An 18,207-nucleotide genomic window follows, 5' to 3' on the forward strand; every position below is an offset into this window, starting at 1 on the left:
GCCTTTCCTCCATGCGCTCGCTGAAAGCGCGGCGCCTGCCGGGTCAGCGCTGCGTGGCGTGGGCCCGCGCGCTGTCCGCGTTGCCCGGATCCGCATGGCGGCCGGTGCGGCTGGTTCCGGGCGTATCGTCCGCCGCGCCGAAGCGGGGCGGGTAGAGCGGGTGCCGCAGTGCCGCGTAGACAAGCACGACGGTGGCAATGGCGGTGATCCAGTCGATCAGGTCTTTCATTGGCGTTCCTCCACGTTGCCTGCATGGCGCGGCAGTTCCGTATCCAATGACAGTAGCCAACCGGCGCGGCCCGGGCAACGAAGCTTTGGTGCAATCCATATGCGCTGGCGCCGCGGGGAACCTACAAGATCAGTTTATAGCCCTCATGGCTGGCCACAAAGCCGAGCCTTTCATAGAACCGGTGCGCGTCCGGACGGCCCTTGTCCGTAGTCAGCTGGACCAGCGCGCAGCCGCGAGCCCTGCACGCCGAGATTGCCCATTCGAGCATCTGTTGGCCAATCCGCGCGCTACGGTAGGGTGCGGCGATCCGGACTGCTTCGATCTGCCCCCGCCATGCCCCTCTCCGGGCAATGCCCGGTATGAACGATATCTGCAGTGTGCCGACTACCGCATCTCCATCCATGGCGACCACGAGACGCTGATTCGGGTCGGCTTCCACGGCTTTAAAGCCGGCAACGTATCGTTCGTCCAGGGGCGAACCGACAGTCTCCCGCTGGCTGCCAAGCGCATCGTCCGCCAGCAATCCGACGATGGCGGGAAGGTCGGCCGGCAATGCGGTGCGAAAAATGATGTGTTCCATATCTGAACCGTGGGGAGCGCTGGCGCCAGGGGAAAGGCAAGTATATCGTCGCATACTGAAGCCCCGGGCGATCGCCGGATCGCCCGGGGTTGCCGGCAAACCGCCTTCGCGACCCTGGCTCGCGAGGCGAGCCGTCATGCTGGGAGGCTGAAATGCGCAAGCTGTTCTTCACCACGGGATCGCCGTTCGCCCGCGCCGTGCGCATCGTGCTCGTCGAGAAGGGGCTGGATTTTGAGCGCGAGGAAACCTTCACGACGCCCAGCGTCGAGGAACGCGCGAGGATCACGCCAACCCTTCAGGTGCCTGCCCTGATCGACGGCAAGCTGACGCTATGGGACTCGGCCGTGATTCTGGATTACCTCATGTCGGCCTATCCGGTTGCGGCGGTGCCCGAAGGCATGCGGCCCCTGGCCGCCCGTTATGTGCGCTCCGGGGAAGAATGGCATGACAAGCTCGTTCTCGCCACGCTGCAAACCTTAGGCGTGTCGACGACGACGGTGTCGCAGCTGCAATGGTCCGGCATTCGCCACGAAGAAAACAGCCATGCGGCCCGGTGCGCCATTCGCAACCAGCATCTTCTCGATTGGTTCGAGTCTCAGCTCATCGGCACTGCGGACGGCTTTGTCCCTGGCGTGGTATCCGCCCAGGATATCCTGCTCGCCTGCATTTGCCAGTTCATTGAAACTCGCCCGTTGCGGTTGTCCTGGCGCGCTCCGGATCGCCCCAAACTCGTTTCGCTGATCGCTCGCATGGAACAGCGGCCGTCCTTCCAGCAGGAAGCCGCGCTTTGGTGGGAGCCAGGGGTCACTTACGCCACTGCCGCCGAGGTGGAGTGGGCGAAGCGAAAAACCATTTACAGTGGACCTGGCTTCAGCGAGTGGGCGTCACAGCGCGCGGATTAGCGAATCCGGCCCAGGCACCTGGCCCGACGCTTCAAGCGCCGTACTCGTCGCCGCTGGATGGGGCGTACGGTAAAACCTGCTCGTGTTCGTCGGGCAGGTTGCGCGCGACGATGGCTCTCGCGGCTATCGTCGCACTCAGGTTGAATTCCGGACAAACTGCGTCAATGCCGCGCCGGGCACGCGTGTTGCAGCCAGAGGATTTCAAACGCCTCGGGCGTCATCGCCACCCCGTCAAACTCCGGATCCGCGTTGATCTCGTCGAGAAGCGGTACGGGGACGAGCCCAAGGTGGGTTCTTCCGGTTGTTGCCCCGACGCTTGCGAAGCCTACGCTTCCATCCGGGAAGAACTCCAGTTTCCGGGTCTCGAAGCGCTTGCCATTGAGCTCCGACACAAGGCGAACCGGCTCCGAGGAAAGCTCGTGCCTCCAGATGACGTCGATGTATTCCACGGAAATCCCCCTTGGCGAAATGCAATCTAGTCCTTGCTGGTCGCTTTCGATCGTTACGGGTACGAATGCAGGTACGCCAGCAGGTCCTCGATCTGCCGCTCGTTGCCGAGTCCCCAAAAACGCATCTTGGTACCGGGTACAACCTTGCCCGGCGACCTGAGAAAATCGCTCAGCGTCTTTTCAGACCATACGATCCCTGATTTCTTCATTGCCGGAGAGTATGTGTAGTCGTTGGTTCCTCCGGCGGTCCTGCCAAAGATGGCATTGAGCTGGGGACCAAACGCACCGCGCGCGGATGGCCCGACGCTGTGGCAAGAGGCGCATCGCGTGGTGAACAACGCCTTTCCGGCCTGTACGTCCCCCGCAGCGTGCGCCGATGTTTGGATGGCTAGTGCCAGAGTCAACAATGCGGCTGTTTTCATGGCGCTTGTTCGGAATAGGGGAGGCGCAGCATTATATAGCGCCTCCTGGCACCGGAAAGAGCGCGTGCCGCTGACGCAGTATCAATGCAGCGCTTGCGTGGCCGGCGGGCGCTCAGGCGGAGACGAGGCCTCAGTCATCCCGCGTCAACACTTCGAGCAGCTCGATCTCGAAGATCAGGTTCGAGTTCGGCTTGATGTGAGCCCCGACCTGTCTCTCGCCATAGGCGAGATGGGCCGGCACATGCAGCTTGCGCTTGCCGCCGACTTTCATGCCCATCAGCCCGATATCCCAGCCTTTGATGACGCGCCCTGTCCCGATGACGCACTGGAAAGGCTTGCCGCGATCGTGGGAGGAGTCGAATTTGGTGCCGTCCTCCAGGTAGCCGGTGTACCGGGTGGTGATCAGGGCGCCCTTGACGACCGCTTTGCCGTCGCCGGGCTGGATATCTTCAACTTGTAGTTCGCTGCTCATCGCTTGCTCTCGTTCATGGTCCGACGAGGCAGAGTTTACAGCGACTGTGCCGCCGCGCTATCGCTGTTCGGGAGGGATCGTCGCGATGCCCGCGGAAAACCGCGCATGAGCGGAAGGATCCACCGGCCTGTGCTTGATCTTGGCGCTGGCGGGATCCTTGCCGAGGAAGTTGTCGTTCTTCCAGTTCTTCGATGGCCTGACTGGCCTTGGCGCGAAGCCGCCTCCACAATTTGGGCAGACATTGCCCAGGACTTCGTCCACGCATCCGGCACAGAATGTGCACTCATAGCTACAGATGCGTGCTTCCAGCGAAGCTGGCGGGAGCGCCTTGTTGCAGTGTTCGCAGGTTGGCCTGAGTTCCAGCATGTTCCCTTCCTCCGTATCGGTAGCCGCGTTAGCCGTGATAGCCGAAGCGGTAAATTCGCTGCCATACTAACCACAAGCAAGATCGGCTGCTATTCGAAAAATGGACAAATATGGAAAAAAATGTGCCATGAAGCGTATCTATCTTGTACTGCCACCGAATGTACACATCCTCGATCTCGGCGGACCGATGCAGGTCCTCGGCTCGGTGGCGGCGCTTGGCATTTCGCCAGTCGAACTGGTCTGCGTGGGGCCGCTGAAGGAACTGACAAGTTTCCAGGGTCTGGCGCTCAGCGCGGTGCGGCCTTTGCCAGCCCGGCTGGTGGCCGGCGATGTCGTCATCGTGGTGGGTTTCAAGCTGGCGGTTAGCGCGCTGTCCACGCCGGAACAGCAGCAGATCGTCCGTTGGCTGCAAACCGTGGCGAAGCCCCGGCTCGGCGAGATCACGCTTGCCAGCGTCTGCACCGGCGCCTTCCTGCTCGGGGAGGCCGGCCTGCTCGACGGCCGCAACTGCACCACGCACCATGATCACCTGGCGCGGCTGCAGCAGCGCCATCCGCTGGCCCGCGTGCTGTCCAACCGGCTGGTGGTCGACGATGGCGCGCTGATCACCTCGGCGGGTGTCGCGGCGGGCATCGACCTCGCGCTGCACCTGATCCGGCATCGGTTCGGCACGGCCGCCGCTATCCGCGTCGCGCGGGAGAACGTGGTCCCGTTCCGCCGGCTGGGCCAGGACCCGGCGCTTGAGGTGCCGCTGCGCTACCGCGATCACCATCATCCGGTCATCCATGCCGTGCAGGACTTCCTGACCGGGCAGCCGGCCAGCGCGTTGCCATATCGTGAGCTGGCCGAACGCTTCGCACTGAGCTATCGGCATCTGGCCAGGCTGTTCCAGCAGGAGTGCGGCGTTACCCTCAAGCAATACCAGCAGCAGCTACGGCTCGATCTGGCGCGCCGGCTGTTGAAGGACAGCGACTGGGCCGTGGAGATCGTTGCCGAGCGTTGCGGCTTTGCCAGTCCGCAGGCCTTCCGCGCGGCGTGGCGGCGGGAGGAGCCGGTTGCGCCCTCGCTCTGGCGGGCGCAACCTTGACGCCGCCTGGCTTATTGCGCGCCGTGCTCGCCCAGTGCCGGAACGTGGTCGTCGCTTGCCGGCAAGCCAAGGGAGAATTTGACGGGGAAGCCGAGCGTGATGGCTTGCTCCCCCGGCAATGCACGGATCATGCCGCGTGCCTGCACATGCGGGTCGGCAAACAGCTCCTGCGCGCTTAGCGAAGGAGAGAAGGGAAGGTCCACCGCAGCGAAGGCGTCGGCCCACTCCGCGAGCGTTCGTGTCAGGAAGATGCCCGTGAGCAGGCCGTTCACCTCTGGCTTGTGCTGCTGTCGGCCCGCGCGGGAACTGAACCGGGCATCGAGCAGCGCCGGGAACGCGGCGCCAAGGGCATCGCACAGGTTCAGCCAGAACTTGTTTTCGAGGATGCCCATGGCAAGGTGCCGGCCATCGCGTGTCTCGAAGATATCGTTGTCCGGCATCACGGTGGGCGATTCCTGGGGGCGATCCTCGTAGCCGCGCGCGGCCCATGCGCCATGCGCGGTCCAGGACAGGATGGCATCATGGATCGAGACATCGAGATGCTGGCCGTGGCCATTCTGGCGCGCGCTCATGATGGCCACCGCCAGCGAGAGCGCGGCGTAGCCCGAGGCCGCGTAGTCGGAGACGCGGGCACGCGGGCGCGAGACCTTGTCCGCCACCTGGACCGGGACGGACCAGTAGCCCGCCAGGGCGAGATAGTTCAGGTCGTGGCCGGCATGGTCGGCATAGGGGCCGGTCTGGCCGAAGCCGGAGATGGAGCACAGCACGATGGCGGGATTCACTTCCGCGAGCATGTCATAGCCCAGGCCGAGACGCTGCATCACGCCGGGCCGGAAGCCTTCGACAACGGCGTCCGCATCCCGCACCAGGCCGAGGAATGCGCTACGCCCTTCCGCGGATTTCAGGTCGAGCGCGATGGATTGCTTGCCGCGATTGAACTGGGCAAACACCGCGGGGCCGAGTTGCCGGGAGGTGTCGCCAATGCCGGGCTGCTCCACCTTGATGACATCCGCGCCGAGTTGCAGGAGCAGGCTGGTGGCGTGCGGGCCCGGCAGCAACTGGCTGACATCGATGATCTTGACGTCCTTGAGGCAGGACCACTCTGGTTTCATGGTGCTTTCCGGGTGAGGTGGATTCAGCTTACGTCGCCGTTCATGCCGATCGAGCGGATCAGCGTGCCGTAGCGGGCGCTGTCGGCGGCTACCGCTGCGTTGAACTGGGCCGGGGAGGCGCTGCGGCGCAGCTCGCCCGCGTTGGCCTTGATCTGCGCATCGAGGCGCCCGCTGGCCTGCAACTCGCTGACGGCGGCAAAGAGCCGCTGGGTGAGTTCGGCGGGAAGGCGCGCGGGGGCAAACAGGCCGGTCCAGTTATCGAGGACGAAGCCGGGCGGCATGGCCTCGGCAAACGTCGGTACCTCAGGGAAATAAGCCGAGCGCGCGGATGACGACACCGCCAGCGCCCGGACCTGCCCGTTGCGCAGGTATTGGGTCGCGGTGCTCAGCACGGGCATGCCGAACTGGGTCTGGCCGCTGAGCATGGAGGTAATGATCTCTGTCGCACCCTTGTACGGGATATGGACGGCTTCGGTGCCGGTCTGGTGCAGCAACGTTTCGACGGCCAGATGCGCGATGCTGCCTTTGCCGCCCGATCCGTAGTTGAGCTTGCCGGGGGCGCGTTTCATCGCGGCGATCAGGTCGCCCGCGGTCTTGTAGGGCGCATCCGCGGGGACCACGAGCGCGGTCGGCCCGCCGGAGATCGCCGCGATGGACGTGAAATCGTGCGCGGGATCGTATGGCATGTTGCGATACATATGCACATTGATGACATGCGTATTCGCGAGAATGCCGAGCGTGTATCCGTCCGCCGCGGCGCGCTTCAGGGCGCCGGCGCCGATGATGCCGCCGGCGCCGGGCATGTTCTCGACCACCAGCGGCTGACCCAGTTGCCGCCCCAGTTCGGCCGCCAGCGTCCGCGCGATATTGTCGGGGGCGCTGCCTGCCAGGAACGGGACGATCAGGCGGATGGGACGGTTGGGATAGGCGGCGGCGCGCGCCGGGGCCAGCACGCTGCTCAAGGCGGCCGCGCTTGCCGCGGCAAGCCAGGTTCGGCGGTTCATGGGTTGTCTCCTTTTTGGGGCCGCGCAGTCTTGCCGCGCCGGCTCGTCAACGTTTGCTTGTGCCTGCCCGCTCAAGCTTGCGCCTGCATGGGCTCGAGAATTGCCCGGGCGATGGTATTGCGCTGGATCTCGCTGGTGCCAGTGAAGATCCGGAACATGCGCAGCTTGCGGAAGGCCTGCTCGACCGGATGCCCTCGGGTGACACCGACATTGCCGTGGATCTGCACGGCTTTGTCGGCTACCTCGAAGCAACGCTCGGAGATATAGAGCTTGCACGCCGCGGCCTTCATGCGCAGGTCGGCACCGCTATCGGCCAGCGCCGCCGTCTGCGCGATCATGCTCTCGCAAGCCCACAGCGCGGCGGCCATGTCCGCCAGCATGTGCTGGATTGCCTGGAAGCGCGCAATGGGTCCGCCGAACTGGCGCCGCTTGCCGGCGTATTCGAGCGAGGCTTGATAGGCCGTGGTGGCCAGCCCCAGCATGGTAGGGCAGTGCAGCAGCCGGTTGACGTTGATCCGCGACATGCCGAGCTTGAAGCCGTTGCCTTCTCCGCCAAAGATATTGGCGCGCGGCACCCGTACATTGGTGAACTCGATATCCGCATCGATATGCTGGCCCGACATCGGCACGTATTCGGTACTGACCTTGACGCCGGGCAGGTCCAGGTCGATCAGCACGGCCGTGATGGCCGGCGGCGAGGCTGTGGCATCGGTCACGCACATGACGATGGCGAAATCGGCGAATGGCGCACCGCTGATGTAGTGCTTGCGGCCATTGACGACCAGCTCGTCGCCATCCGCCACGGCGGTGGTCGAGATGCTCTGGGCGTCCGAGCCGGAATGCGGCTCGGTGAGGGCAAAGCAGGTCGACTTCTCGCCCCGGATCACCGGCTGGAAGTAGCGCGCGAGCTGTTCGGGCGTCGCGTACTTGAGCATATTGCCGACGCGCGGCGGGCCGCCCAGGTCCCCCAGCACATGCGGCGCCAGCACGGCGCCGCTGGCGGCCAGGTCCGCTTTCAGCGCGCACTGCTCGGCGATATTCAGGCCCTTGCCGCCCAACTGGACCGGCAGGCAGGCGGCATAGAGCCCCAGCTCGCTGGAACGGCGCCACACGCCGCGCAGCACATCCCTGGGCCAGACGTCTTCCGAGCCGAGGCCAAGCTCCCGTTCCAGCGGCAGCAATTCCTCGTCGATATAGCGGCGGATCGCGGCGCGGGTCTCGATGAGCGTGGGGTTGGTCAGATGGTCGAACATGGCGATTCTCCTTAATTCACGCGGCGGGACACGCCTTGCCAGTACGGCTCGCGTACCAGTTTCCGGGCAAGTTTTCCGCTGGCGTTCTTGGGCAGGTCGGCAACGAAGTCGATGGATCGCGGCGACTTGTAGTCCGCGATCCGTGCGCGGCAGTGCGCGATGAGGTCGTCGGCGCTGGCTTGCCGGCCGGGCCTGAGCGCGACGACAGCCTTGACGCTTTCGCCCCATGTGTCGTCAGGCACGCTGATCACRCAGGCTTCCATCACGTCGGGGTGCAGGTACAGGGTAGCCTCGACCTCGGTCGGGTACACATTGAAGCCGCCGGAGATGATCATGTCCTTCTTGCGGTCGACCAGGTAGATGTAGCCTTGCTCGTCGACTCGGGCCAGGTCGCCCGTGCGCAGCCAGCCGTCGGCAAGCGCCTCGCGCGTCAGCGCCGGCTCGCCCCAGTAGCCCTGGAACACATCCTCGCCGCGGATCACCAGTTCGCCGATTTCGTCACCGCGCACTTCACGTCCCTGCTCGTCGACCACGCACACCTGCGTCTCACCGAGGGCCCGGCCGCAGGACGCCAGCCGTTCGGGCCGGTGCGCCATTGCCTCGGCATGGTCGGCTGTGGAGAGGCGGGTCACGCCGGAGGTGGACTCGCTCGCCCCGTAGCCTTGCGAGAGGATGGGGCCGATACGCTCCCATGCCTCGCGGATACGGGCCGGCGCCATCGGCGCGGCGCCGTAGGCCAGCGTCTTGAGGCTGCTCAGGTCGGCGCTGGCCAGGGTTGGCTCGGCCAGCAGCATGTTGATCATGGCCGGCACCATGAACACATGGGTGATGCGCAGCCTGGCCACTTCCGCCAGGAAATGCGCGGGCTCGAATTTGTCGAACAGGACCAGGGTCGCGCCGGTGTACAGGTAGGGCTGCATTAACATGCCTGAGGCGTGCGTGACCGGCCCGATCAACGCCAGGCGATCGCCGGGCCGGGCGGGGTTGTCCATGCCGAGCAGCATCTTGCGCAGCGCCGCGAGGCGGTTGCCGTAGCTCTGCATGGCCGCCTTGATCTTGCCGGTGGAGCCCGAGGAGAAATGCAATACGGCGAGGTCATCGGAGAGCGGCGCGGCATCGACGGGTGCATCGCTTGCGCCTGACAGCAGCGACTCGTAGTCGGCATAACCTGCTGCGGGGCCGCCGATGGCGATGAAGGTCTCCACCGACCCGAAGCCCGCGGTTGCCGGGGAGTAGCCGGTATAGCCCGGCCCCGCGATCATGACCCGGGGCGTGCAGTTCTCGGCGACATCCGAGGCTTCCGCGGCGGTGAAGCGCGGGTTCAGCGCCGCCTTGACGAGGCCGGCCTTATACAGGGCGCACTCGATCTCGACCAGTTCCGTACGGTTGCGAGACTGAATCGCCACGCGGTCGCCCTTGACCAGGCCGAGGCCCAGCAGCGCGTTGGCCAGGCGGTTGGAGCGCTCGTCCAGCTGGCGGTAGGTCAGGACCCGGTCCTGATAGAGGACCGCGGCGTGGTCCCCCCAATAGCGTGCGGCGCGGCGCAGGAAGAAAGCGAAACCCATTTTGTGTCTCCGTGGTGATTCTTTGCCGTAGTCTGTAAGATGCGTGGCATCACCACAATGCCGTACTGGCTATAAAGACATAACCAACAGGAATGTCAGAATGGAGACGAGGGATCTTGAGTACGTGCTGGCTGTGGATGCCCACGGCGGCATCGGCCGCGCCGCGGAGTCGCTGGGCATCAGCCAGCCAGCCCTGACCAAGGCGGTGCAGCGGGTGGAAGGGCAGATCGGCCTGCCCCTGTTCGAGCGCACGGTCCACGGCATGACCCCGACGCAAGCCGGCGCGCAGTTTATCGAACGCGCCCGGAGAATCCGGCTGGAGTATGAGGATGCGCTCAAGGAGATGCAAGGCATCCGGACCGGCGAGCAGGGCATCCTGCGCCTGGGCTATTCGCCTTCCATACCCAACGCGCTCTTCCTGGGCGCCTGCCGCCAGCTTGTGAAGGAGCGGCCGGTCGCCAGGCTTCGCCTGCGCAGGCGCATGGCGCGGGAACTGATGGATCTGCTGCTGGCGGGCGAACTGGACCTTGCCGTCGCGCCGATGCAGAAGCAGCGCGCGAGCGAGTTCGCGGTGGAAGAATTGTTCGACGACCGCCTTGTCGTCGTGGCTGATGGCGCGCACCCGCTGCTGCGCCGGCGCAAGGTGAGGCTGGCGGATCTGGTGGGCCAGGAATGGTTGCTTCCCGCGCCGCATATCGCCCTGCGGCAGCAGGTCGACGCGGCCTTTCGCAAGCAGGGGCTTGCCGAGCCGAACTTGCGGATCGAGACTGATTTTGGCAGCGCTTCGTTGTTCCAGCTGGTGAGGGGCACGCAGATGTTGAGCGTGTCGGGCGGGGATTCGGAGGCGATGCAGATTGGCCTGCGGCCGTTGAACCTGGGGCTTGAAGAGCTGGATTTGCGCCGGCGCGTGGGGGTGATCTCGCGGGCTGGGGCTTATCTTTCGCCGCTTGCGCAGCGGATGACGGTGTTGTTGCGGGAGCAAAGCGGTCAGGGGGGGGATTTGTAGGCGCCCGCAGGGCGGGGGGGCTCTATATGTGTGGCTGATTGCTGTGTTCCTGCCCGGCAACTGCAACTGCTTAACGTCAACGGCTTAAGGTCAAAGGCGGTTTCACCCCCCTGCGGGGGGCGACTGCAGTTCCTGTTGGGCGGCCCGGTACACGCCCGGCGTCATGCCCGTCCAATGGCGGAAAGCACGATGGAAAACTGCGGGTGAGCTGAAACCCAGTGCATAGGAGATCTCGGCCAGAGAGACATCCTTACGCGCAAGATTCAGGATAGCCAGGTCTCTGCGCAGATCGTCCTTGATGCCCTGGAAGGACAGGTTCTCGTCCTGCAACCTGCGGATCAGCGTCCGCGAGGACATGTGGAGCTTGCTCGAAACGTCGTCCAGTGTTCGCCCCAGGTCCGCATACAGTAGCTCGCGCACCTTCAGTCGCATGACGTGCTCGTGATAGGAGGTGAAGATCCAATCACGGGGCGCTCGTTTCAGGAATTCGCGTACGTCGGCCGTGTTGCGTTCCGCCCGAATTCTTCCAAGCTCCGCGCGGAACGTGATATGTGAGAACTGCCCCCCAAAATCAATGGGGGCCGGGAAGAGAATCGGATAGTCGGCTGCAAAGGAGGGGCGTTGGAAAACAAACACCACCCTCTGCACGGGGACCTCCCGACCGACGAGCCATGAAACAATGCCGTGCGTGAGTTTCAATATCAAGGCATGGCCGAAGCGGTTCACGCCAATCTTCGTGGAGCGGGGAATCAACTCCAGGCTCATGCTGTCTCCAGCTTGCGCGAGATTCAGGCGGTAGTCGTCCAACAGCAAATTCCAGACCTGCGTGAAACGGTACAGCGCCACACGGATCGTTGGCGCATCCATTACTGCACGGACGATGTACTTCAGGGACCCGGTCCGTATGGGACGGCTCCATAGCCCCATCATTTCGTCACCTGTCGCGGCGGCGCTCTCCTGGTACAGCCTGACGAGTTGATCGTGCGTGAGTCGGGAGGCGGGATGGCTGATGAACTCCTTGACAATACCTGCCTGCTTCAAACACTCGTCCAGAGTCGGCTCTGAGCACAAGGCTCGCAAGCTCAGCAGTAAGTCTTGCACCAGTTCGAGCGAGACCGTTGCCGTTGACACGGATCCAGCCGCCTTGTCCGTCCGACCTCCATTTGCTGTGATGCTCAAGCTGTCCATGGCACCCTCGCGCAGCAGCAAGGGCCGCCGGTCCCACGCGCCAGCGCCGCGTGTTTGAAGGCAAAGGGGGATTGCAGTGCCGCAAAAATGCCCGCTTGATCCCTTCCTGGTGAACGCATCCGCTTGCGCCTCCTGAGGCGGCCTCTTCCTGTTGAACTGAGCAATACCGGTTTCCGGACCGACCGGGGCATGCGCGCCTTGGCGCAGCCCTTCCCCCAGTCTACCTGAGTCCGCTCCGTTGGCTAGTCGAATGTTGGCAGTTTTTGCATATTCGCCGTCGCCATTGGCAATTGGGGGATGGAACGAAGCCACCTATTCTTCGGTGAAAGGAAAAGGAGACGACAACATGGTGCAACCGGGAAACATGATGCGCATGCCCTTGCTCATCAATTCAATCCTCACACATGCCCTGGAAAGCAGTGCGGATCAGGAGATCGTGACCGCGCTTGATGACGGTAGCCTGCATACGTACACATACCGGGAGTTTGGGCGCAGAGTGAAGGATCTGGCTGTCGGCATGGGGCATCGAGGATTGCTCCCGGGCCATCGCGTGGCGACATTGGCATGGAATACCTATCGCCACTTGGAGATCTACTATGCCACCGCCGGCATCGGAGCGATCTGCCATACGGTCAATCCACGCCTGAGTCGCGAGCAGATCGAGTTCATCATCAACGACGCCCAGGATGTCGTGGTGTTCTACGACGGGCACTTCGCAGAATTGGTTGAGCAACTGGAGCCGCGGTGCCCGTCGGTGGCACATTGGGTTCTGCTCAACGAGGACGCCGATCAAGACCATGCCGGGATGCACTACGGCGCCTGGTTGGGAAACGACGTTCGAAATTTCGAGTGGCTGGAGTTCGACGAGGACACTGCATGTGGGCTGTGCTACACGTCTGGCACCACCGGGGCGCCGAAGGGCACGCAGTACTCTCACCGATCGACCGTTCTGCATGCCTATGCATCCAGCCATCCAAACGCGCTGGCGATCTCCTGCAGCGATGCGGTCATGCCGCTGGTTCCGATGTTCCACGTCAATGCGTGGGGATTGCCGTACTCCTCCCTGATGTCCGGGGCCAAGATCGTCCTACCCGGATCGAACATGCAGGGCGAGCGGCTCTACGCCTTGTGCGAGCGTGCCGGCGTGACGCTATCGGCGGGTGTGCCGACGGTATGGAAAGGGGTGCTGGACCATGTCGAAAGCCGGGCACTGACATTTAGCACGCTCCAGCACATCGTCATCGGTGGCGCCGCGTGCCCGCCGCACATGATTGCATCCTTTCGCGCACGTAACGTGACAGTGCGCCACGCGTGGGGCATGACGGAGGTCTCGCCGCTGGGAACCGTCTGTCAGCTACTACCCAAGCACGCGTCGCTGCCCGGCGACGAGACGCTGCAGGTGCTTGCATCGCAGGGGCGGCCGCTGTTCGGCGCACGCTTCAAGGTTGTCGATGAGGAAGGTAAGCGGTTGCCCCATGATGGGGTGTCCACCGGGCACCTCATGGTCCAGGGCAACTGGGTCATCTCCCACTACTACGGCAAAGCCGAGCCCGCCACCGAGGACGGCTGGTTCCGCACTGGCGATGTCGGAAGCATCGATGCGGATGGCTACATGCGCATCACGGATCGCAGCAAGGATGTCATCAAGTCCGGGGGCGAGTGGATCTCGTCAATCGAGATAGAGAACATTGCGATGGAGGAACCCGGCATCGAACTGGCGGCCTGCATCGCCGAGTCAAGCGAGAAATGGGGCGAGCGCCCGGTTCTGTTTGTCGTCCCCAAACCGGAAGGTTGCCTGTCTGCCGAGCAGATCCTCGCACGCTATCAGGGGCGCGTCGCGAAATGGTCGATTCCCGACAAGGTCGTGTTCATCGAGCGCATGCCGATGACGGCCACAGGAAAGATACAGAAAGCGGCGCTTCGCTCGTTGCCGCTGCCGACCAAACCTCAATAGCACGACGGTCGTGCTCCTCCCCCTTCATCCATTCCAAAGGAGTCGTTCCATGACTGAACCCTTCTTGCTGACGTCCGAGCAGGGCAACATCGGCATCATCACGCTCAACAAGGCGCGCAAGCGCAATGCACTGGACGAGCGCGCAATCGCCGAGATCGACGCCTATTTCTCCAGCATCCCCAGCCACATCCGCGCCATTCTCATGACGGCGCAGGGAGATCATTTCTGTGCCGGTCTGGATCTCAAGGAACACCACGATAAGGAGCGCAGCCCGGTTGACTTCATGCGCGTGTGCCAGGGATGGCATCGGGCTTTCGACAAGATCCAGCACGGTGGCGTCCCTGTCATCGCTTGCTTGCAGGGGGCCGTGGTGGGCGGCGGTCTGGAACTGGCAAGCGCCGCGCACGTGCGTGTTGCCGACAAGAGCACCTTCTTTGCATTGCCAGAGGGGACGCGCGGCATTTTCACCGGCGGAGGGGCGACGGTACGCACCGCCAAGATCATCTCGGCCACCCGGATGGTGGAAATGATGCTGACCGGGCGTGTGCTGGATGCAGAAGAAGGCGAGCGCCTGGGCCTGGCCCACTACGTCTGCAATACCGAGGCCAACCCCAAATCGGCGTACGACCTGGGCCTGGAGCTGGCGCGGAGGATCGCAAGCAACGCGGTGCTGTCGAACTACGCGATCGTCAGTTCCATCAACCGTATCGCCGACATGGCATCGACCGAAGGGCTGTTCGCCGAAGGGCTGATGGCCGCTGTCGTGCAAACCGGGCGAGACGTGCAAGAGCGGCTGGGCGAGTTCGTGGACAAGAAGGCCTACAAGGTTCGGCCGAATGGCTGATCGGCGTCAGCGTGTGGATGCAGGAAAAAAAAGACGACAAGGACGGAGACAAACAATGCTATCGAATGAAGAGATCTGCCGGCGACTTCCCGGCCACCCCGACTATGAGCGGCTGAAGACGCTGCGCCGGCGCGTGGCCTTCTGGTTCGCCGGTGTGTGCCTTGTGCTCTGCATGGGGTTCATACTGACTGCCGTGCTTGCGCCAGCACTCTTGGCGGTTCCTTTGAGCAGCAAGGGCACGTTGACCAGCGGTCTGCTGTGCGCAACCGGTCTGATCCTGTTGTCGTGGCTCCTGACGGGCGCCTACATCCATATCGCCAACACCCAGTTCGACAAGATGTGCGAACGCCTGATCTCAATGGTGCGCACATGAACACGGAAGCCATCCTGATTTTCGGCGGCTTCGTCGCCGTCACGCTCGGCATAACGTACTGGGCGTCGCACAAGACACGATCGACTTCGGACTTCTACACCGCCGGTGGCGGTATCACCGGGACGCAGAATGGGCTGGCCATTGTGGGCGACTACATGTCTGCCGCAACGCTGCTGGGGATATCCAGCCTGGCCTTTTCCAACGGGTTCGACTCGCTGATCTATGCGGTGTGCGCATTCATGGGCTGGCCCATCATCATGTTCCTGGTCGCCGAGCGCCTGAGAAACCTGGGCCGCTACACCTTGAGCGACATCGTTTCCTTCCGTCTCGACGAACGCAGCACGCGGATCTTCAGTGCCATCAGTTCGTTGACCGTGGTGCTGTTCTATCTCATTGTCCAAATGGTCGGCGCGGGTCAACTAGTGCAGTTGCTGTTCGGAATCGACTACACCTATGCCGTTATCAGCGTTGGCATCCTGATGATGGTCTATGTCGTCGTCGGGGGCATGGTTGCCACGACCTGGGTGCAGATCATCAAGGCCATCCTGATGCTCGGCAACGGCGTCCTCCTGACGGCGCTGGCGCTGAACTACTTCGACTTCGACTTCTCCGCGCTTGTCGCAACTGCGGCGAATAACCACCAGGCCGGCGAGGCGATAAAGGGTCCCTGGAAGCTGATGGGCAATCCGGTCTCCGGCCTGTCGCTGGCGCTCTCCCTGGTCTTCGGGATCGCCGGGCTGCCCCACATCATGATGCGCTTCTTCACTGTGCCGGACGCGCGTGCCGCCCGCAAGTCGGTATTCGTGGCCACGGGATTGATGGGGGTGTTCTTTGTCATCATCTGTTTCCTCGGCCTGACCGCCATGGCGATCCTGCCGAACTATCCGTCGTTCTATATCGATGGCAAGGTCGGTGGCCCGGTGCTGGGCGGCTCAAACATGCCGATCATGCACCTGGCCACGGCGCTAGGAGGCAATCTTCTGTTCGGACTGCTCGCCGCCGTGTCGTTCGCCACCATTCTCGCCGTGGTCAGTGGCCTGACGCTGGCGGGAGCGTCCGCCATAGCACACGACCTGTACGCCAAAGTGCTGCGCTGCGATGATGTTTCACCATCCGAGGCGATGCGGGTGAACCGTATGGCGTCGATAGGCATCGGCGTCGTCGCCATCGTCCTGGGCCTGCTCTTTCGCGATCAGAACGTTGCATTCCTGGTGGCCTTGGCCTTCAGTATCGCAGCATCCGCCAACTTCCCCGTATTGCTCATGTCGATGTACTGGCGCGGCCTGACCACCCGGGGGGCGCTGGCCGGAGGCATCGTTGGCCTGGGCGTGGCCTTGACCCTGGTTGTGCTGTCGCCGGCGGTGTGGGTGCGCATCTTCGGGTTCGCCACGCCGCTTTTCCCATATGACTATCCCACGCTGTTCTCGATGCCGCTGGCTTTCCTGATGATCGTTGTCGTGTCCCTGACGGATCGCACCAGGCGGGCCTCACTTGACCGAGCAGGATTCCCGGCGCAAGAGGTGCGCGCCGAGACGGCGGTGGGGATTTCGGCAGTGTCCCACTAAACCCGGCATCGGCGACTGCCCACCTTGCTGAGGCACACCAGGATGTGCCTCCTTCCTGCCCACGGGTCAGGCGCCGACCATGATGCCCGAGATCGCGCCTGTTCCCTTGTGTGGACGCGCCAAGGCGCAGGGCCTGCCCAATTCAAGGATTTATTCTTTCTCCAGCGAGAACTTCATCATGACAGAGACCAGAAACAACAGCGAAATCACCCATTACATCGGAGGCGCGCTCACTGCGGGTGGTGGCACCCGGACTCAACCCATCTACAATCCCGCGACCGGCGCTGTCAGTCGTCACGTGCGCCTTGGCAATCAGCAGGATTTGGAGGCTGCAGTTGCTTCCGCCCGGATGGCATTTCCATCTTGGGCAGATACCCCGCCAATTCGGCGCACCCGGGTGCTGTTCAAGTTTCTGGAACTGCTGGGCCGAAACAAAGATGCACTTGCTGCACTCATCACGGCCGAGCATGGAAAGGTCTTCACCGATGCCCAGGGTGAAGTGGCGCGTGGTATCGACATTGTCGAGTTCTCGTGCGGCATCCCCCAGCTTCTCAAGGGAGATTTCACCGATCAGGTCAGCACCGGCATSGACAACTGGACGTTTCGACAACCGTTGGGTGTCGTCGCCGGGGTTACGCCATTCAACTTTCCGGTCATGGTGCCAATGTGGATGTTCCCAGTAGCCATCGCGGCGGGCAACTGCTTCGTGCTCAAGCCCAGCCCCATCGACCCCAGCCCGAGTCTGTTCATCGCAGATTTGTTGAAGCAGGCCGGCCTGCCTGACGGCGTGTTCAATGTGGTGCAGGGGGACAAGGAGGTCGTGGATGCGCTACTGGTGCACCCGGATGTGAAGGCGGTGTCTTTCGTCGGCTCTACGCCGATCGCGAATTACATCTACGAGACGGGCGCACGCCACGGCAAGCGGGTACAGGCGCTCGGCGGGGCCAAGAACCATATGGTGGTGATGCCCGATGCCGATGTCGATCAGGCGGTGGATGCCCTGATCGGAGCGGGCTATGGTTCAGCCGGCGAGCGTTGCATGGCGATTTCGGTGGCGGTACTCGTGGGGGATGTGGCTGACAAGATCATGCCGAAGCTGGTGGAGCGCACCAAAGCACTGAAGGTGCTCGACGGTACCAACCTGGAAGCTGAAATGGGGCCCATCGTGACCCCCGCGGCGCATGCGCGCATCACTGGCTACATTGAGCAAGGAGTCAAGGAGGGAGCGCAGTTGCTGGCCGATGGCCGGACGTTCAAATACTCGACCGCCGGCATGGGCTGCGATGGGGGGTTCTGGCTTGGAGGAACCCTCTTCGATCATGTCACGCCCGAAATGAGCATCTACCGGGAAGAGATCTTCGGTCCGGTGTTGTCGTGCGTTCGCGTGACCGATCTTGCTGCTGCAGTGCAACTCATCAACGACCATGAGTTTGGCAACGGCGTTGCGTGCTTTACCCGTGATGGCAATGTGGCCCGCGAATTTTCTCGGCGCATTCAAGTCGGGATGGTGGGCATCAACGTGCCTATTCCAGTGCCGATGGCCTGGCACGGGTTCGGTGGGTGGAAGAAGAGCCTGTTTGGCGATATGCACGCCTACGGCGAGGAAGGGGTTCGTTTCTACACCAAGCAGAAGTCCATCATGCAACGCTGGCCCGAAAGTATTAGCAAAGGCGCAGAGTTTGTCATGCCGACATCCAAGTAGGTTGAACCCTCTTTTCCGCTCTTTTTGCCCGCCGACGAGGCGCCCCATGCGGCCTGGTACACCTTGACGGCTCGCTTCGCATCGCGCCGGGGTGTGGCCCGTCCTTGGGGGCGCGCCACACGGCTGCATCGAGT

Annotated in this window: 19 protein-coding genes; 8 read left to right on the forward strand and 11 right to left on the reverse strand. The window is 63.2% G+C overall.

What is annotated here, in order from left to right; all coding sequences use genetic code 11:
* Nucleotides 1–43 precede the first annotated feature (43 nt).
* Nucleotides 44–229 (reverse strand): hypothetical protein, encoded by a 186-nt coding sequence (locus AC1DT6_RS19780; protein ID WP_441625179.1) that lies wholly within the window; start codon nt 227–229, stop codon nt 44–46.
* 121 nt (nt 230–350) lie between these two features.
* Complete coding sequence (locus AC1DT6_RS19785) at nt 351–809, reverse strand: GNAT family N-acetyltransferase (RefSeq protein WP_441625181.1); 459 nt, start codon at nt 807–809, stop codon at nt 351–353.
* 152 nt (nt 810–961) lie between these two features.
* On the opposite strand from AC1DT6_RS19785, the gene AC1DT6_RS19790 reads away from it, so the two are divergent.
* Nucleotides 962–1,711 carry a glutathione S-transferase family protein gene (locus AC1DT6_RS19790; RefSeq protein ID WP_441625183.1) on the forward strand — a complete coding sequence of 250 codons (750 nt, stop codon included), beginning with the start codon at nt 962–964 and terminating at the stop codon, nt 1,709–1,711.
* A gap of 161 nt (nt 1,712–1,872) precedes the next feature.
* On the opposite strand, the gene AC1DT6_RS19795 is transcribed toward AC1DT6_RS19790, so the two are convergent.
* The 4 genes from AC1DT6_RS19795 to AC1DT6_RS19810 all read right to left on the reverse strand — a co-directional run bounded on the left by AC1DT6_RS19795 (nt 1,873) and on the right by AC1DT6_RS19810 (nt 3,420).
* Nucleotides 1,873–2,160: a DUF6881 domain-containing protein gene (locus AC1DT6_RS19795; RefSeq protein WP_441625185.1), complete on the reverse strand. Its 288-nt coding sequence runs from the start codon at nt 2,158–2,160 to the stop codon at nt 1,873–1,875.
* Between the two features lie 53 nt (nt 2,161–2,213).
* Nucleotides 2,214–2,582, reverse strand: coding sequence for a c-type cytochrome (locus AC1DT6_RS19800; RefSeq protein ID WP_441625187.1), 369 nt, complete (start codon nt 2,580–2,582; stop codon nt 2,214–2,216).
* Nucleotides 2,583–2,712: 130 nt separating this feature from the next.
* Nucleotides 2,713–3,054 (reverse strand): FKBP-type peptidyl-prolyl cis-trans isomerase, encoded by a 342-nt coding sequence (locus AC1DT6_RS19805; RefSeq protein ID WP_441625189.1) that lies wholly within the window; start codon nt 3,052–3,054, stop codon nt 2,713–2,715.
* A gap of 57 nt (nt 3,055–3,111) precedes the next feature.
* A complete protein-coding gene (locus tag AC1DT6_RS19810; protein WP_441625191.1) occupies nt 3,112–3,420 on the reverse strand; it encodes a DUF1272 domain-containing protein in 309 nt (102 codons plus the stop codon).
* A 127-nt stretch (nt 3,421–3,547) separates the two neighbouring features.
* Between AC1DT6_RS19810 and AC1DT6_RS19815 the strand changes: the two genes are divergently transcribed.
* On the forward strand, nt 3,548–4,507 hold the full coding sequence (locus AC1DT6_RS19815; RefSeq protein ID WP_441625193.1) for a GlxA family transcriptional regulator: 960 nt from the start codon (nt 3,548–3,550) through the stop codon (nt 4,505–4,507).
* A gap of 11 nt (nt 4,508–4,518) precedes the next feature.
* On the opposite strand, the gene AC1DT6_RS19820 is transcribed toward AC1DT6_RS19815, so the two are convergent.
* The 4 genes from AC1DT6_RS19820 to AC1DT6_RS19835 all read right to left on the reverse strand — a co-directional run bounded on the left by AC1DT6_RS19820 (nt 4,519) and on the right by AC1DT6_RS19835 (nt 9,441).
* The gene (locus tag AC1DT6_RS19820; protein WP_441625195.1) at nt 4,519–5,619 is read right to left on the reverse strand and encodes a CaiB/BaiF CoA transferase family protein; all 1,101 of its coding nucleotides are present in this window, start codon (nt 5,617–5,619) and stop codon (nt 4,519–4,521) included.
* 23 nt (nt 5,620–5,642) lie between these two features.
* Nucleotides 5,643–6,623: a tripartite tricarboxylate transporter substrate-binding protein gene (locus tag AC1DT6_RS19825; RefSeq protein WP_441625197.1), complete on the reverse strand. Its 981-nt coding sequence runs from the start codon at nt 6,621–6,623 to the stop codon at nt 5,643–5,645.
* Between the two features lie 71 nt (nt 6,624–6,694).
* On the reverse strand, nt 6,695–7,876 hold the full coding sequence (locus AC1DT6_RS19830; protein WP_441625199.1) for an acyl-CoA dehydrogenase family protein: 1,182 nt from the start codon (nt 7,874–7,876) through the stop codon (nt 6,695–6,697).
* 11 nt (nt 7,877–7,887) lie between these two features.
* The gene (locus AC1DT6_RS19835) at nt 7,888–9,441 is read right to left on the reverse strand and encodes an AMP-binding protein (RefSeq protein ID WP_441625201.1); all 1,554 of its coding nucleotides are present in this window, start codon (nt 9,439–9,441) and stop codon (nt 7,888–7,890) included.
* 100 nt (nt 9,442–9,541) lie between these two features.
* Here AC1DT6_RS19835 and AC1DT6_RS19840 point away from each other — a divergent pair, with 100 nt between their 5' ends.
* Nucleotides 9,542–10,447, forward strand: coding sequence for a LysR family transcriptional regulator (locus AC1DT6_RS19840; protein ID WP_441625203.1), 906 nt, complete (start codon nt 9,542–9,544; stop codon nt 10,445–10,447).
* Between the two features lie 102 nt (nt 10,448–10,549).
* On the opposite strand, the gene AC1DT6_RS19845 is transcribed toward AC1DT6_RS19840, so the two are convergent.
* Nucleotides 10,550–11,635 (reverse strand): AraC family transcriptional regulator, encoded by a 1,086-nt coding sequence (locus AC1DT6_RS19845; RefSeq protein ID WP_477111418.1) that lies wholly within the window; start codon nt 11,633–11,635, stop codon nt 10,550–10,552.
* A gap of 346 nt (nt 11,636–11,981) precedes the next feature.
* Between AC1DT6_RS19845 and AC1DT6_RS19850 the strand changes: the two genes are divergently transcribed.
* The 5 genes from AC1DT6_RS19850 (at nt 11,982) to AC1DT6_RS19870 (ending at nt 18,073) form a co-directional block, all read left to right on the forward strand.
* A complete protein-coding gene (locus AC1DT6_RS19850) occupies nt 11,982–13,589 on the forward strand; it encodes a long-chain-fatty-acid--CoA ligase (RefSeq protein WP_441625308.1) in 1,608 nt (535 codons plus the stop codon).
* Nucleotides 13,590–13,638: 49 nt separating this feature from the next.
* Complete coding sequence (locus AC1DT6_RS19855; protein ID WP_441625207.1) at nt 13,639–14,433, forward strand: crotonase/enoyl-CoA hydratase family protein; 795 nt, start codon at nt 13,639–13,641, stop codon at nt 14,431–14,433.
* A gap of 55 nt (nt 14,434–14,488) precedes the next feature.
* Nucleotides 14,489–14,806: a DUF485 domain-containing protein gene (locus AC1DT6_RS19860; RefSeq protein WP_441625209.1), complete on the forward strand. Its 318-nt coding sequence runs from the start codon at nt 14,489–14,491 to the stop codon at nt 14,804–14,806.
* Nucleotides 14,803–16,371 carry a sodium:solute symporter family transporter gene (locus tag AC1DT6_RS19865; RefSeq protein WP_441625211.1) on the forward strand — a complete coding sequence of 523 codons (1,569 nt, stop codon included), beginning with the start codon at nt 14,803–14,805 and terminating at the stop codon, nt 16,369–16,371. The genes AC1DT6_RS19860 and AC1DT6_RS19865 overlap by 4 nt, the downstream gene beginning before the upstream one ends.
* A gap of 178 nt (nt 16,372–16,549) precedes the next feature.
* The gene (locus AC1DT6_RS19870) at nt 16,550–18,073 is read left to right on the forward strand and encodes a CoA-acylating methylmalonate-semialdehyde dehydrogenase (protein ID WP_477114825.1); all 1,524 of its coding nucleotides are present in this window, start codon (nt 16,550–16,552) and stop codon (nt 18,071–18,073) included.
* Nucleotides 18,074–18,207 lie beyond the last annotated feature (134 nt).

The sequence above is a fragment of the Cupriavidus sp. 01L45 genome, from assembly GCF_056399885.1.